Source organism: Kitasatospora sp. NPDC023385 (genome assembly GCF_055664045.1).
Genome location: NZ_JBVOOL010000015.1, coordinates 116,307 through 130,383 on the forward strand (window position 1 = coordinate 116,307; position 14,077 = coordinate 130,383).

A 14,077-nucleotide genomic window follows, 5' to 3' on the forward strand; every position below is an offset into this window, starting at 1 on the left:
GGCGTGCCGGGGGGACCGGCGGGACCGGGGAAACCGGGGGATCATCGGGGCCACCGCCCACGAATACCATCCGGCCCCGGCCCGGGGCACATCGCGCCCGCCCTTGCGCCGCCTGGACGTAACGTTTCGTCAGCCGCCGATGGCGGACATCGGGCGGTCGGGCCGGACGAACTCCGCGCTGCCGATGGCGTGTCCGGGCCCCTTGCCCGCCACGGACGCCCGCCAGGCCGCCTCGACCGCCGCGTCGTCCGCCCCGCCGCGCAGCAGCGCCCGCAGGTCCGACTCCTCCGTCGCGAACAGGCAGTTGCGCAGCTGCCCGTCGGCCGTGAGCCGGACCCGGTCGCAGCCCCCGCAGAACGGCCGCGTCACGGAGGCGATCACCCCGACCACCGCGTCCGTCCCGGCGATCCGCCACTCCTCGGCGGGCGCGCTGCCGTGCCGCCCGGCCGGCACCAGGTCGAACCGCTCCCCCAGCGCGGCCAGGATCTCCTGCGCCGTCACCATCGCCGCCCGGTCCCACGCACCCTGCGCGTCCAGCGGCATGGACTCGATGAACCGCATCCGGTACCCGTGCTCCACCGCGAACTCGGTCAGCGGGACGATCTCGTCCTCGTTCGTCCCCCGCACCGGCACCGCGTTCACCTTCACCGGCCCCAGCCCGGCCGCCTTCACCGCCGCCAGCCCGGCCAGCACGTCGGCCAGCCGGTCCCGCCGGGTGATCGCCGCGAAGCGTTCGGGCCGCAGCGTGTCCAGGCTGACGTTCACCCGCCCCAGCCCGGCCTCGCGCAGCCCGACGGCCGTACGCGCCAGGCCGATCCCGTTGGTGGTCAGCGACAGGTCGACCCCGAGCGCGGCCAGCCGTGCGACCAGCCCCGCCAGCCCCCGCCGCAGCAGCGGCTCGCCGCCCGTCAGCCGTACCGACGCGACCCCCAGCCGCTCGACGGCGATCCGCACCAGCCGCACCACCTCGTCGTCGCTCAGCACCCCGTCCCGGGGCAGCCAGTCCAGCCCCTCCGCCGGCATGCAGTACGTGCAGCGCAGGTTGCAGCGGTCGGTCAGCGAGACCCGCAGATCGGTGTGGACCCGGCCGAAGCGGTCCACCAGCGGGCGCGGTGCGGTGTTCATCGCCCCAGTACAGGCGGCGGCCGCCCGCAGGGCCAGCGGCCGAACCGCCGGGGAACGTCCGCCGCCTGCGGCTTCCGCCTGTGCGTTCACACAATGCGCGACCCGGCCCGGTACCGGCAGGCTGGGCCCATGCAGAGTCCCCCGATCGCGCCGACACCCGGCGGGCCGAGCCCGGTCGCCGCCCTGGTCCTCGCCGCCGGGGGCGGGCGGCGCCTCGGCGGGCGGCCCAAGGCCCTGATCCGGTACGGGGGCCGGCCGCTGGTGGAGCACGCGGCGGCGGTGGTCCGGGCCGGCGGCTGCGCGGACGTCACGGTGGTGCTGGGCGCGGCGGGCGAGCGGGTGCGGGCCACGGCGCACCTGCCGGGCTGCCGCCTGGTGGACAACCCGGACTGGGCCGGCGGCATGGGCTCCTCGCTGCGGGCCGGCCTGGCCGCCCTGCCACCGGGCGCCTCGGCCGTGCTGGTGATGCTGGTGGACACCCCGGGCGTCACCCCGGCCGCGGTGGCCCGGCTGCTGGCCGCGCACCGGGCGGGTGCGGAGCTGGCCGCGGCGGCCTACGGCGGGCGGCGCGGCCACCCGGTGCTGATCGGCGCCCGGCACCTCGCCGAGGCGGCGGCGGGCGCCTCGGGGGACGCCGGCGCCCGCGCCCTGCTGGCGGCGCACGCGGCGGAGGTCGTCCTGGTCGAGTGCGCCGACGTCGCCGTCCCGGACGACCTCGACACCCCCGCCGACCTGGCCCGCTGGTGCGCCGGCCGGCCCTCCTCCCCGGGAGGGAGGGCACCCTCACCCCGGACGGGCGGGGGCCCCTGATCCGTCCCTGAGGATTGCCCCATTCCGCGGCCAGCGCCGGACATTTCGGGGAGCATGGGAATCGTCCCATTCCACCCGACACCGACGGACGGAGCCCGCGATGGCCGGACTGCCCGACGACTTCACCGGACACGACCCCACGCGGCCGGGGGCAGGCGGTGGCGCCCGGGCGATCCGCTGCCCCGCCTGCCGCCGCGAGCACCTGTACGAACCGCCCTCGCTGCCCTGTCCCTGCGGCGCCTCGCTCAAGGTGCCGCTGCTGCGCGGCGGGGTGCCGGTGCAGGTGCGCTTCCGCTCCTGGGAGGACTCCTGGCTGAGCATGCGCTGCCCGCACTGCGGCCGTTCCGACCAGTGGCCGCAGCCCGAGTTCACCTGCAACTGCGGCGCCACCGTCCGGCTGCCGGTGGACCGCGCCACCCGGCTGGGCAGCGGTACGGCCGGCCCGCTCGCCACTCCCGGCCCGCAGGCCTCCCGCCCCTCGCCGGCCCACCCGATGGGCGCGCCGGTGCCCGCGCCGCCCGCGCCGCCGGGCGCCTCGCCGGGCCGCTCCCGCCCGTTCCGCCACCGCACCCCGTTCCGCCCGCACCCGGTGCGCACCTCGCAGGACGCGGTGTTCACGGCCGCCCGCTACCTGGAGTGGCTCGGCTTCGACGACCTGGAGCTGACGGAGGCCCAGGAACGCGACGGAGTGACCCTGTTGGGCGGCCGGATGGTCGCCCAGGTGGACACCTGGACCGAGCCGGCCGATGTGAAGTCGGTCGAGTGCCTGTGGCTGCAGACCCTGCACGCCGAGGAGATGGCCGCCGCGATGTTCACCCTCGCGGGCTATTCGCACCAGGCCACCGTGCGCGGCGAGCAGCTGCTGGTCGCCCTGTTCAGCCTGGATCTGGCGGGCGTGCCGCAGCCCGCGAACGGCGCCGCGGAAGCCCTGATGGAGACCGGCTGGACCTCCTGACCGCCGGACGCCCCTCTAGATCATTTCCGCCCCGAACGCAACAACCTCCGCTCGTGATCTGGTGCACAAGCTCGCCCCCGTGTTGAATTGCCGCCACAGCGCGGGCCTTTCGCCCTGCCGTCGCCATGCGCACGGTGCGTGGCGGCAGGGCCCCGGGGGGCAGGTCCGTGCCCTGCTGGATGGCGCACACAAGGAGGTGGCGTTGTCAGAGCACGGATGGGGCCCGAGCGGCCCCGACGGGCGGGGGCGGGTGGCAGCGGAGGAGCCGGGCGACACCGTGTGGCGGCTGAGGTCCCGGGCGTGCTGGCAGGAGGCGGCCGAACTGTTGCGCCCGACCGCCGAGCACGACCCGAGTGCGGCCCTCGGGCGGGCCGAACTCCTCATCGAGCAGTGCCTGTTCACCGCCGCGCACTGGACCCAGGCGGAGCAGGCCCTGCGCCTGGCGGAGGCCCTGGCGGCCGGCACCGAGCAGCGCGCCGGCGCCGCCTGCGCCCGCGGCTTCCTCGCGTACGTGGCGAGCGTGCTCGGCCCGCGGGACCGGCTGGACGAGGCCCAGGCCGCGCTCGGCCGCACGTCGGCCCTGCTGCCGCCGGACGCGCCGGGCCGCCCGCTGCTGGACTTCCGGCGCGGACTGGTCGCCGAGAACCTGCTGCGCGACCGCGGCGCCGCCTGGATCGCCTACCGGCGGGCGCACGAGGGCGCCGGCGAGCGCGGCGACGAGCTGCTGCGCTCGTACACGTGGCGCCACCTGGCCGCGCTGGCGCTGTCCCGGGGGGACCTCGGGCACGCGCGGGAGGGTTTCGACGCCTCGCTGCGGCTGCGCGAGCACCTCGGCTTCACGGTGGGGGTGGCGCCGGCGCTCGCGGCACTGGCGGAGGTGTCCGAACCGGCCGAGGCCGTACGGCTGCGCGCCGAGGCGGCCCGGCTGGTGCACGCCCTGGGCGGGGTGCCGGTCTGGCTCGCGCGCCAGCTGGGCGCCGCCCGCGCGCCGGGGCCTCCCCCGGACGGACGCATCACCGGCGAGACCCTGGGGACGATCAGCTAAGGCGAGCCCAACCTGGCTGGGGCGAGCAACGCCCCGGCCGGGTCGGCTTGCCGTTCCCCGGGCACCGCCACGCCCTGGTCCGGCCGCGCCCGCCGCGCCACCACCACCGGCGGTCTCGGCCGGGCGGTCACGGGCGGCCCCGGTCGACCCGAGGGGCCGCTCATGACCGCGAGCAGCCCCGGCGCGCCCGCGCACGCGCCCGGCAGGCCCAGCGCGGGCGGCGGACCCGCTCCCGCCCCGGCCCCTTTCGCTCCGGGCGCTGGATTCGTACCCCCGGCGCCCGGCCGCGGCGGCGCTTCGAATGCCCCCGGGGCCGACGGCGACGCTTCGGGCACGGAGCGGGCCCGGGCCCGTTGCTGCCTCGTGTACACCGTGAAGCCGCATGACATGTGCGGCGGCTGCCCCCGCGTCATGCGGCGTTGACGAAAACCCGTGCGATCACAGATCCGGAAAGCCCGGAATTTCAGGAACAATCCACAGTTTATTTATCTGACAATCAGTTTGTCGCTGAGTCAGAAATCCCTCTCCCCAGCGCATTGACGACGAATCGGCCATTCCCCGGGCGAGCATCCGCCATGATGGTCCCCGCCATCACGACGCAGGAAAGCGACGCAGGAAAGCGAGGCTGATTCCGGCGATGAAATTGTCCGACATACCGCTCGGGTGGGCCGTCACCGCAGTGGCGGGGCTGCTGGTCAGCGCACTCCTGATTGCCCTGCTCCGCAACCGGGGATCCGCCCCCGCCGCCGGACCGGATTCCTGGGAGCGCTCCGAGGAACGGCGCCGCCGCAAGGAATCCCTGTACGGCGGCGCCTCGTACACGCTGCTGTTCTGCTGCGCCGGTGTCGCCGCCGCCCTGTCCTTCCACGGACTCGTCGGCTTCGGCGTGCAGAACCTGGGCCTGTCCGGCGGCTGGGAGTACCTCGTCCCGTTCGGCCTGGACGGCGCCGCCATGTTCTGCTCGGTGCTCGCCGTCCGCGAGGCCAGCCACGGCGACGCGGCGCTCGGCTCCCGGCTGCTGGTCTGGCTCTTCGCCAGCGCCTCGGCCTGGTTCAACTGGGTGCACGCCCCGCGCGGCTTCGGCCACGCCGGCGCCCCGCAGTTCTTCTCCGGCATGTCCCTCTCGGCGGCGATCCTGTTCGATCGGGCGCTCAAGCAGACCCGACGGGCAGCGCTGCGCGAGCAGGGCCTGGTGCCCCGCCCGCTGCCGCAGATCCGCATCGTCCGCTGGCTGCGCGCCCCGCGCGAGACCTACGCGGCCTGGTCGCTGATGCTCCTGGAGGGCGTGCGCAGCCTGGACGAGGCGGTCGACGAGGTCCGCGACGACAAGCGGGAGCGCGCCATGGAGAAGGAACGCCGCAGGCTGGCCGGGCGCCGCGAACGGGCCGAGATCCGGGCGATCAACCGCTCCCACAGCACCTGGCGCCGGGGCGGCACCGCCCGGCAGCTGGAGTCCGGCTCGGAGTCCGCCATAGCCGACGGGCCCGGGGCCGAAGGGGCCGCCGCGACCGAGCTGCCCGGGGTGGAACAGGCCCCGGCGCCGCGCGAGGTCGGGCCCGCCGAGGGCAAGGTCGTCCAGCCCGGCCTGCCGGCCCGCCCGGAACGGCGCACCATCGACCTGACCGTGGAGGAGGACACCGTCACCCTGCCCCGGCTGGACTCCCTGGAGCGCAAACTGAAGGACTTGGAGCAGCAGTTCGGCTAGCGGCTGGTTCGGCTAGCGGCTGGTTCGGCCGGCGGGCGGTTCGGCGGCGGGCTCCGGAGGTCGTCCTCGCCGGGCTCGCTGCCGAGCCTTTCCCTGGCCCGGTCGCAGTCCCAGTCGGGGGCCCGGTGCCAGGCCCAGCCCCCGGCTCAGTCCCGGATGGCGGGCCTGAGGACGAGCGCCGCGTCCGGCCCGAGGAGTCGGCCCGCGCTCGGTGGGAGCGGCACGGTGACCGCGTCCAGGTCCGGGTCGAGCGGGCTGCTGGCGGCGGGATCCCGGTCGGCGATCGCGACCGGGAGTTGGGAGTTCCAGACGGCCCAGATCCGCAGCTCTCCCTTGGGGTCGTCGCTCTCGTGCCCCACGTCGACGATCAGCGTGTCGTCCCAGTCCGCCGTCTGGGCGAGGTGGTCGCGCCAGAACAGCAGTCCGTGCTCCTCGGTCAGCCGGGACACCCTCAGGTGCAGCGCGTACCGGGACGGCGGTGAGACCGGCGCGTTCGTGCCGTCGGCGGGCATGGTCAGCGGATCGAGGAGGAAGACGGTGGTGAGCGGGACGGGGGCGCCGTCGGGGCCGGGTTCCAGCGTGACGGGGCAGTAGTGCGCCGCGAGTTGCTGGTGCAGCACGACGGGCAGTCCGCGGACCGACAGCTCGAGTTCGGCCTGCCAGAAGGACCTGCGGCCGTCGACGTCGGCCGGGCTCGGCTCCAGGCCCGCGAGGTCGATCGCCACCCGCTTGCGGCCGAACAGGAAGCGGCGCAGATTCTGGTACCCCTCCTCCGAGTTGACCAGACCGTAGCGGCCGGAGTGCGAGCGGTGAACGTACGCGCGGTGCGCGCCTTCGACGCAGGCGTTCCGGATCGCCACCAGGCCGTCACTCTGCGGGCCGACCACCTTCCGGGCCGCGCCGTAGTCGCCCGGATCGGTCCCGATGACGCAGAAGATCCGGTCGGGATCGAAGACCTCGGGCGGGATCCGGTCGGGCTGCCAGCCCTCCGGGGCTTCGGTGCCGTACGCGACGCCCGGGACCAGGTAGCCGTACATCTTCTCGGGCGAGAAGATGTCGGAGCCCACCGGACCGAGGTCCTCCATGAACTCGTCGAGCAGGCCACCGCCGACGGCGAAGGTGATCCCGCCGTGCGGCGTGCCGTAGGTGAACAGCCGGTCGACCAGGTCCTTTCCGGGGATGGTGGGCCGGAAGTCCCCGAAGCTGTCGTACGACCACTTCTGGAGCATGCTGCGGCAGACCAGGCCGCCCATCGAGTGGGCGATCAGGTCGACCTTGTCCGAGCCCGTCTTCTCGCGGACGAGCCGGACGAGTTCGTACAGGTCCCTGGCCGCCGCTTCGGTGTCGAAGTCGGCGGCCCGTTTGGAGAAGGTGTCGGCGGAGGCGTCGTAGAAGCGGTGGATCCAGACGGTCGCCGGATCCACCGACGCCGGCTCGCAGGACCGCAGGTAGGCCTTGGGATCCCCGGCCACCAGCGGGTGGTAGCCCTCCTCGGCGAAGAGCCGGAGCAGCGGGCTCTCGAACTGGTAGTACTGGGCGTTGCCGTCGCCGCCGACCCGGATGTGGGTCGAACCGTCGTTGAACCCGTAGAAGGGGTCGTCGACCTGCTTGTCGATGCCGGCGGTGCCGCCGGCGAAACCGCGGACGTAGATCAGCGGGAGGCGGGCGACACCGTCGGCGGCGTAGCGGGGCGCGGTCGACGGCCCGTGCGGGGGCGGCAGGGGGAGCGTGGGGGACTCGGCGGTTGCGCCGTCCCCGTGGTGGTGGAAGACCGACACCATGGCGTGATCCTCGTCGGCACTGGTCCGTGATCGCCCGCCTCGGGCCGGCGGGCCCGAGCCACACACCGTCGTCGGCTGCCGGGACGCGCCGGGGCGCGTGACCTGTCTTCAGGTTCGCAGACGCGAGCGCGTTCCGTCCAGGGCCGCCCCTTCGGGCCTCGGCTAGGCCGCGGCCGTGCCGCTGAGCTCGAACCACATCCGCTTGCCGGATCCCCGCGGTTCCACGCCCCAGGCGTCCGCCAGCGCCTCGACCAGCATCAGGCCGCGCCCGGAGGAGGCCTGTTCGCCCGGTGTCCGACGGGTCGGCCACAGGTCCGACTCGTCCTCCACCTCGACCCGCAGCCGGGCCCGCCCGCCGTCCGCCTCCGCCTCCCGGTAGAGGCGCGCGGTGAACATGGCGTCACGGTCCGTGTGCCGGATGGCGTTGGTGACCAGTTCGGAGGAGAGCAGTTCGGCGGTGTCGATGAACTCGGCGACGCCCCAGCGGCGCAGCGCGTCGCGGAGTTCGGCCCGGACCTCGGCGACCCGCGCGAGGTCGGCCTGGCCGATCCGGCGGCGCAGCTGCTGGGCGGCGAGGCCGCCCGCCGGGCCGTCCCAGCGCAGGAGCAGCAGCGCTATGTCGTCCTCGCGCCCACTGGAGTCGGCGGCCTGGGAGGCGATCCGGTCGGCCAGTTCCTCCAGCGGGTCGTGGGCGGCCTCCGCGGCGGGCGGCAGCGGGCCGGCGAGCACCCGGGCGAGCCGGGAGATGCCCTCGTCCAGGTCCATGCCGCGCGCCTCGACCAGGCCGTCGGTACAGAGCAGCACGGTCTCGCCCGGGTCCAGGCTGAAGCGGGTGACCCGGTACTCCTGGTCCGGGTCGATGCCCAGCGGCAGCCCGCCGGCCACCGGCACCACGGCGGCGGTGCCGTCGGCGCGGCGCACCATCGGGTCGAGGTGGCCGGCCCGGACGGCGTAGACCACGCCGTAGTCCACGTTGACCTCGGCGTAGGTGCAGGTCGCGAAGTGGTCGGTGTCCAGGTCGGCGAGGAAGCGGGAGGCGCGGGCCATCACGGCGGCCGGCGGGTGGCCCTCGGCCGCGTAGGCGCGCAGGGCGATCCGCAGCTGGCCCATGATCCCCGCGGCGTGCACGTCGTGCCCCTGGACGTCGCCGATCACCAGGCCGACGTGCCCGCCGGGAAGCGGCACCACGTCGTACCAGTCGCCGCCGATCTGCAGACCGGAGCCCGCCGCGAGGTAGCGCACGGCGGTGCTCACGCCCGGCACGGACGGGACGGTGCGCGGCAGCATCACCCGCTGCAGGCCGGCCGCCAGTTCGTGTTCGGCGTCGTGCAGCCGGGCCCGGGCCAGCGACTGGGCGACCAGGCCGCCCAGGGTGGACAGCAGGGTGCGCTCGTCCGCGTCCAGTTCGCGCTCGTCGTCGAAGCTGACCACGCAGACGCCGATCGCCCGGCCGCTGGCCACCAGCGGCAGGTACGCCCAGGAACCGCGGCCGGTGCGGCTGGTCGGCTCCCACACGTCGGGGTAGCCGTCGCGGAACTCCTCGCGGGTCGAGACGAACACCGGCGTGCGGTGCCGCAGCGCCTCGGAGGCGGGGTGGCCGGCGGGCAGCCAGGTGCGGTCCCAGACCGCCAGTGCCTCCGGGTGGTAGCCGAAGGCACCGAGGATCTGCGCCCGGCCGGCCTCGAAGGAGGCCAGCACGAGGCCGTCCGGCGGCAGGCCGGGCAGCGGCAGTTCGGTGAACACCCGGGCCACGTCACGGACGGTGACGGCTTCGGAGAGGGCGCGCGCAGCCTCCTTGATGAACCGGGAGCGGTCCTCGCGCAGCAGGGCCAGCCGGTCGGCGCGGTCGCGCTTGTGCAGCTCGACGGTGGCGTCCCAGACGAAGCCCACCATCCGGGAGGCGCGGCCGAAGGCATCGGCGAGCACCCGGCCGCGGAAGCGCACCGCGCGCATGGTGCCGTCCGGCCCGACCGTGCGGTAGTAGGCGCCGCACTGGCCGAGCTCGGACACCGCGCGCTCGACCCGGCGGCGCACCACCGGGGCGTCCTCGGGGTGCAGCAGGGCGAGGAAGGAGTCGGCGGTGCGGTCGAAGCGGCCCAGTTCCACGGCGTCCAGGCCGATGATCGCGCAGGCCCGCTGGTCGCCCTCCAGGACGTCGCGGCGGATGTCCCAGTCGAAGGAGCCGATGCCGTTGGCGGCCATCGCCGGCTCCAGCCAGTCCGGCATGGTGTCGGCCGAGGCGGACGGCAGTCCGCCGGAGAGCACGGGCGCCACCCGGGCGGCGGCGAGACTCGGCGACGGGCGCAGCGAGGAGGTCCGCCGGGAGGACTGGGCGGGCGGCCGGGCCCGGCTCGTCCCGGAACCGGGGGCGCCTGCGGGGGCTCCTGCGGCAGGGCCGGCGACAGGACCGGCGGCGGGACCGGCCGGGCGCCGCGGCTCCAGGGCGGCGGTCGGCTGCCCGGCCTCCCGGCTCCGCCCGGCCTGCTCGGCCTGCTCGGCCTGGTGGACCTGCTCGGCCACGCGCGGCGCCGTGACGCGCGGCTCGACGGTGGACGCGCCGGCAGGAAGCGCCGGCCCCGGCGACTCGGGCTCAGTGGGCATGCTGCTCCTGCCGCTGCCGTGGCGGACCGCGCCGACCGTCCGGACGGGCCGCGTGGCGGTGTGATGGGTCGTGCTGGATAGGACGGTGCCGACGGACGGTGGCCAGTCGAGGTTCGGTCTCCCCGCTGTTTCCCGCACGCGGACACACATTCCCACCATCCTGGCCAATGTTCCGCCGAGCGGCAATGCCACCGGGCCGGAAATCTTCCGTCCCGCCTTCCGTTCAGGGCTTCCTTCGACGGCGAATCAATCGAGTGCGAACAATGTTTCGGTGGTGGCAACCCGGCTCGGGGCCGGGCCGCGGCGGGAGGGCGGTGGGCTGGCCGCGGGCCGGGCGGCGGGCTCAGCGCAGGGCGAGCTCGAACCAGGTGACCTTGCCGTCGCCTCTCAACTGCACGCCCCAGGAGTCCGCGAGCGCCTCCACCAGCAGCAGGCCGCGCCCCGAGGTCGCGTACTCGGCCTCCGGGTCTCGTCGGCGCCCGGGCAGCCTGCTCGTGCCGTCCTGCACCTCGATCCGCAGCCGGTGGTCCGAGCCGAGCACCGCGTCGAAGACGGCTCCCTTGGTGGTGTGCAGCAGCGCGTTGGTGACCAGCTCGGAGGAGAGCAGCTCGGCGGTGTCGGACAGCTCCGGGACGCCCCAGCGGCTGAGCGCCGACCGCAGCCGCTGCCGGACCGCGCCGACCCCGACCAGATCGGCCGGGTCGACCGTCAGGTGCAGCCGCCGGTGCAGTGCACAGCCGGGGGCCGACGCGCCCGGCACGGCCCGGCCGGCCATCCCGGCGGCCCCAGCCGTCCCCGCGGTCCCGGTCGCGCCGGTCGTCCCTGTCGCGCCGGAGCTCCCGGTGCCGCCGGCCGGGCCCTGGACCGGACCGGACCGGTAGGCGTTGCCCGAACTCGTCCGCTGCCGCGGGAATCGCGGCTGACCGTCCATCACCATGTGCCCCCGCCCTGGAATCCGGGCCCCCGCCTCCGGATCCCCCGCCGGCCGGGTGGCCCCCTCGATCTGACCACCATCCTCATGCCCAGTTGACGGCGTTTGCAACAGTGTGCGTCCGATCACGTGGGGTGAAAGGGGCACGGGGAGGTTCGCGTGATCCAACTGCCCGCGCCGGACAGGTTTGCGAAGCACAGAGGACGTTTTCGAAGCCGCCGCCACTCGATCCCGCGCACACCCGGCGCCCGTACGGGCCGTGCGCCCGGCCGCGCGCCCCCGCGCCCGCTCCCACCGAGCGCCCCGGTCGGGCCCGCCGGATTCCGGGCCCCTCCCGCACCGGCTTCGCTGCCGCTTCTCACCCGTCGCCCCCGCGCCTCACCCCCCTCCCCCGCCCGGGGAGCCGAACCCGCGCGGACCGGCAACGCTGGACAGGGCGGCCCGGTCCGGGTTCAATGACCCGAGATGTTTGAACGGCGTTCTAACATCACCCGGGAAAGCCACCAGCCCCCATCCCCACCCGACCCCGAGACCCGAGCCGCCCCCTCCCCCGGCGACCGCGAGCGAGGAACCGTGCGACTGACCCCCACCGAGCGGGACCGGCTGCTGATCTTCACAGCAGCCGAACTGGCCCGCGCCCGCCGAGCCCGGGGCGTACGCCTCAACATCCCCGAGGCCACCGCCCTGATCGCGGACACCGTCTGCGAGGCCGCCCGCGACGGCCGACGCCTCGCCGAGGCCATCGAGGCCGGCCGCTCCGTGCTGACCGCCGCCGACGTCCTGCCCGGCGTGCCGGACGTGGTCACCGACGTGCAGGTCGAGGCCGTCTTCGAGGACGGCACCCGCCTCGCCGTCGTCAACGACCCGTTCAAGGGCGCCGGCTCACTCGGCGACGAAGCCCCCGGCGGCGCGCTGGCCGGCGACGGCGCCGGCTACGACCCGGTCGAGGAGACGCTGCTGCTCCCCGTCCACAACACCTCCGCCGTGCCGATCTCGGTCACCTCGCACTTCCACTTCTTCGAGTCCAACCCGCGTCTCGCCTTCGACCGCGCCGCCGCCTACGGCACCCACCTCGCCATCCCGGCCGGCTCCTCGGTCCGCTTCGACCCGGGCGCCATCGTCGAGGTCGGTCTGGTGCCGATCGGCGGCGAACGGGTCGCGATCGGCTTCGCCGGGCTCGTGGACGGCCCCCTGGACGCGCCCGGCGCGAAGGAGTCCGCCCTGGCGAAGGCCCGTGCGACCGGCTACCTGACCGACTTCGACGACACCGAGGTGCCCTCGTGAGCGGGCGACGGGGACACCCCCGGCCGAAGGCCGGCGAAGAGCAATCGAACAGGGCCGCCACTCCGGCGAGGTCCGCCAGGCGAAGCGAGGCGGGAGCATGACCGCGATCACCCCCCAGGACTACATCTCCGTCCACGGCCCGCGCGCCGGAGACCGCGTCCGGCTCGGCGACAGCGGCCTGATCGTCCGCGTCGAGTCCGACTCCCAGGCACCCGGTGAGGAGTTCCTGGCCGGCTTCGGCAAGACCGCCCGCGACGGCCTGCACCTCAAGGCCGCCGCCGTCCGCGACACCTGCGACGTCGTGATCAGCAACGCCCTGGTCATCGACGCGATCCAGGGCATCCGCAAGACGTCCATCGGCCTGATCGACGGCCGGATCGCCTCGATCGGGCGGGCCGGCAACCCGGACACCCTCGACGGCGTGGACGTCGTCGTCGGCACCGGCACGACGATCGTCTCCGGCGAGGGCCTGATCGCCACCGCGGGCTCCATCGACACCCACGTCCACCTGCTCTCGCCGCGGATCATGGAGGCCTCGCTCGCCTCCGGTGTCACCACGATCATCGGCCAGGAGTTCGGACCGGTCTGGGGCGTCGGCGTCAACTCCCCCTGGGCGCTGCGCCACGCCTTCAACGCCTTCGACGCCTGGCCCGTCAACATCGGCTTCCTGGGCCGCGGTTCGTCCTCCGACGCGGCCCCGCTGGTCGAGGCCCTGGCCGAGGGCGGCGCGTCCGGCTTCAAGGTGCACGAGGACATGGGCGCGCACACCCGGGCACTGGACACCGCGCTGCGGGTCGCCGAGGAGTACGACGTCCAAGTCGCCCTCCACACCGACGGCTTGAACGAGTGCCTGTCCGTCGAGGACACCCTGAAGGTCCTGGAAGGCCGGACCATCCACGCCTTCCACATCGAGGGCTGCGGCGGCGGCCACGTCCCCAACGTGCTCAAGATGGCGGGCGTGCCGAACGTCATCGGCTCCTCCACCAACCCCACCCTGCCCTTCGGCCGGGACGCCCTCGGCGAGCACTTCGGCATGATCGTCTCCGCGCACGACCTCAAGGTCGACCTGCCCGGCGACGCCGCCATGGCCCGCGACCGCATCCGGGCCGGCACCATGGGCGCCGAGGACGTGCTGCACGACCTCGGAGTCATCGGCATCACCTCCTCCGACGCCCAGGGCATGGGCCGGGCCGGCGAAACCGTGCGCCGCACCTTCGCCATGGCCGGCAAGATGAAGTCCGAACTCGGCCCGCTCGACGGCACCGGCTCGTACGGGACGACCGAGAGCGGCGACGACAACGAGCGCGTGCTGCGCTACATCGCCAAGCTCACCATCAACCCCGCCATCGCGCACGGCCTCTCCCACGAGGTCGGCTCGATCGAGGTCGGCAAGCTCGCCGACATCGTGCTGTGGCGCCCGGACCACTTCGGCGCCAAGCCGCAGCTCGTCCTCAAGGCCGGATTCCCCGCGTACGGCGTGGTCGGCGACCCCAACGCCTCCACCGACCGCTGCGAACCGCTCGTCCTGGGGCCGCAGTTCGGCGCCCACGGCGCGACCGCCGCCGACCTCTCGGTGGCCTTCGTCGCCCAGGCCGCCGCCGACGGCGCCTACCTCGACCGACCCGCCGACGGACTGCCCACCCGCCGCCGCCGCGTCGGCGTCCGGGGCACCCGCGGCATCGGGCCGCGCGACATGGTGCGCAACGCCCGCGTCGGCCACGTCGAGGTCACCGAGACCGGACTGGTCTCGCTGGACGGCTCACCGCTGCGCTCCGAGCCGGCCGACAGCGTCTCGCTCAGCCGCCTCTACTTCCTCTGATGACCTCCTGATCTCCTGATC

General features: G+C 74.8%; 11 protein-coding genes. 7 read left to right on the plus strand and 4 right to left on the minus strand.

Annotated elements, in window-relative coordinates; genetic code table 11:
* Positions 1-129 precede the first annotated feature (129 nt).
* Positions 130-1,125 (minus strand): GTP 3',8-cyclase MoaA, encoded by a 996-nt coding sequence (moaA, locus tag AC0B61_RS23545; RefSeq protein WP_471742700.1) that lies wholly within the window; start codon positions 1,123-1,125, stop codon positions 130-132.
* A gap of 129 nt (positions 1,126-1,254) precedes the next feature.
* Here moaA and AC0B61_RS23550 point away from each other — a divergent pair, with 129 nt between their 5' ends.
* The 5 genes from AC0B61_RS23550 (at position 1,255) to AC0B61_RS23570 (ending at position 5,640) form a co-directional block, all read left to right on the plus strand.
* Positions 1,255-1,935 carry a nucleotidyltransferase family protein gene (locus AC0B61_RS23550; RefSeq protein ID WP_471742701.1) on the plus strand — a complete coding sequence of 227 codons (681 nt, stop codon included), beginning with the start codon at positions 1,255-1,257 and terminating at the stop codon, positions 1,933-1,935.
* Positions 1,936-2,035: 100 nt separating this feature from the next.
* On the plus strand, positions 2,036-2,890 hold the full coding sequence (locus tag AC0B61_RS23555) for a hypothetical protein (RefSeq protein WP_471742702.1): 855 nt from the start codon (positions 2,036-2,038) through the stop codon (positions 2,888-2,890).
* A 202-nt stretch (positions 2,891-3,092) separates the two neighbouring features.
* Entirely contained in the window at positions 3,093-3,935 is an 843-nt protein-coding gene (locus AC0B61_RS23560) for a hypothetical protein (protein ID WP_471742703.1), read from the plus strand.
* Positions 3,936-4,097: 162 nt separating this feature from the next.
* Positions 4,098-4,358 carry a (2Fe-2S)-binding protein gene (locus AC0B61_RS23565; RefSeq protein ID WP_471742704.1) on the plus strand — a complete coding sequence of 87 codons (261 nt, stop codon included), beginning with the start codon at positions 4,098-4,100 and terminating at the stop codon, positions 4,356-4,358.
* Between the two features lie 214 nt (positions 4,359-4,572).
* Positions 4,573-5,640, plus strand: coding sequence for a DUF2637 domain-containing protein (locus AC0B61_RS23570; RefSeq protein ID WP_471742705.1), 1,068 nt, complete (start codon positions 4,573-4,575; stop codon positions 5,638-5,640).
* 146 nt (positions 5,641-5,786) lie between these two features.
* On the opposite strand, the gene AC0B61_RS23575 is transcribed toward AC0B61_RS23570, so the two are convergent.
* The 3 genes from AC0B61_RS23575 to AC0B61_RS23585 all read right to left on the minus strand — a co-directional run bounded on the left by AC0B61_RS23575 (position 5,787) and on the right by AC0B61_RS23585 (position 10,953).
* Entirely contained in the window at positions 5,787-7,421 is a 1,635-nt protein-coding gene (locus AC0B61_RS23575) for an esterase/lipase family protein (protein WP_471742706.1), read from the minus strand.
* 162 nt (positions 7,422-7,583) lie between these two features.
* On the minus strand, positions 7,584-10,022 hold the full coding sequence (locus AC0B61_RS23580; protein ID WP_471742707.1) for a SpoIIE family protein phosphatase: 2,439 nt from the start codon (positions 10,020-10,022) through the stop codon (positions 7,584-7,586).
* A gap of 343 nt (positions 10,023-10,365) precedes the next feature.
* On the minus strand, positions 10,366-10,953 hold the full coding sequence (locus AC0B61_RS23585) for an ATP-binding protein (RefSeq protein WP_471742708.1): 588 nt from the start codon (positions 10,951-10,953) through the stop codon (positions 10,366-10,368).
* Between the two features lie 573 nt (positions 10,954-11,526).
* Between AC0B61_RS23585 and AC0B61_RS23590 the strand changes: the two genes are divergently transcribed.
* Positions 11,527-12,237 (plus strand): urease subunit gamma, encoded by a 711-nt coding sequence (locus AC0B61_RS23590; RefSeq protein WP_471742709.1) that lies wholly within the window; start codon positions 11,527-11,529, stop codon positions 12,235-12,237.
* Positions 12,238-12,334: 97 nt separating this feature from the next.
* Complete coding sequence (locus AC0B61_RS23595; RefSeq protein WP_471742710.1) at positions 12,335-14,056, plus strand: urease subunit alpha; 1,722 nt, start codon at positions 12,335-12,337, stop codon at positions 14,054-14,056.
* Positions 14,057-14,077 lie beyond the last annotated feature (21 nt).

What these genes read in the sequence shown, in the direction of transcription:
- moaA (WP_471742700.1), bottom strand. Translation starts at nt 1,125, where the DNA reads ATGAACACCGCACCGCGCCCGCTGGTGGACCGCTTCGGCCGGGTCCAC.
- AC0B61_RS23550 (WP_471742701.1), top strand. Translation starts at nt 1,255, where the DNA reads ATGCAGAGTCCCCCGATCGCGCCGACACCCGGCGGGCCGAGCCCGGTC.
- AC0B61_RS23555 (WP_471742702.1), top strand. Translation starts at nt 2,036, where the DNA reads ATGGCCGGACTGCCCGACGACTTCACCGGACACGACCCCACGCGGCCG.
- AC0B61_RS23565 (WP_471742704.1), top strand. Translation starts at nt 4,098, where the DNA reads ATGACCGCGAGCAGCCCCGGCGCGCCCGCGCACGCGCCCGGCAGGCCC.
- AC0B61_RS23570 (WP_471742705.1), top strand. Translation starts at nt 4,573, where the DNA reads ATGAAATTGTCCGACATACCGCTCGGGTGGGCCGTCACCGCAGTGGCG.
- AC0B61_RS23575 (WP_471742706.1), bottom strand. Translation starts at nt 7,421, where the DNA reads ATGGTGTCGGTCTTCCACCACCACGGGGACGGCGCAACCGCCGAGTCC.
- AC0B61_RS23580 (WP_471742707.1), bottom strand. Translation starts at nt 10,022, where the DNA reads ATGCCCACTGAGCCCGAGTCGCCGGGGCCGGCGCTTCCTGCCGGCGCG.
- AC0B61_RS23585 (WP_471742708.1), bottom strand. Translation starts at nt 10,953, where the DNA reads ATGGACGGTCAGCCGCGATTCCCGCGGCAGCGGACGAGTTCGGGCAAC.
- AC0B61_RS23595 (WP_471742710.1), top strand. Translation starts at nt 12,335, where the DNA reads ATGACCGCGATCACCCCCCAGGACTACATCTCCGTCCACGGCCCGCGC.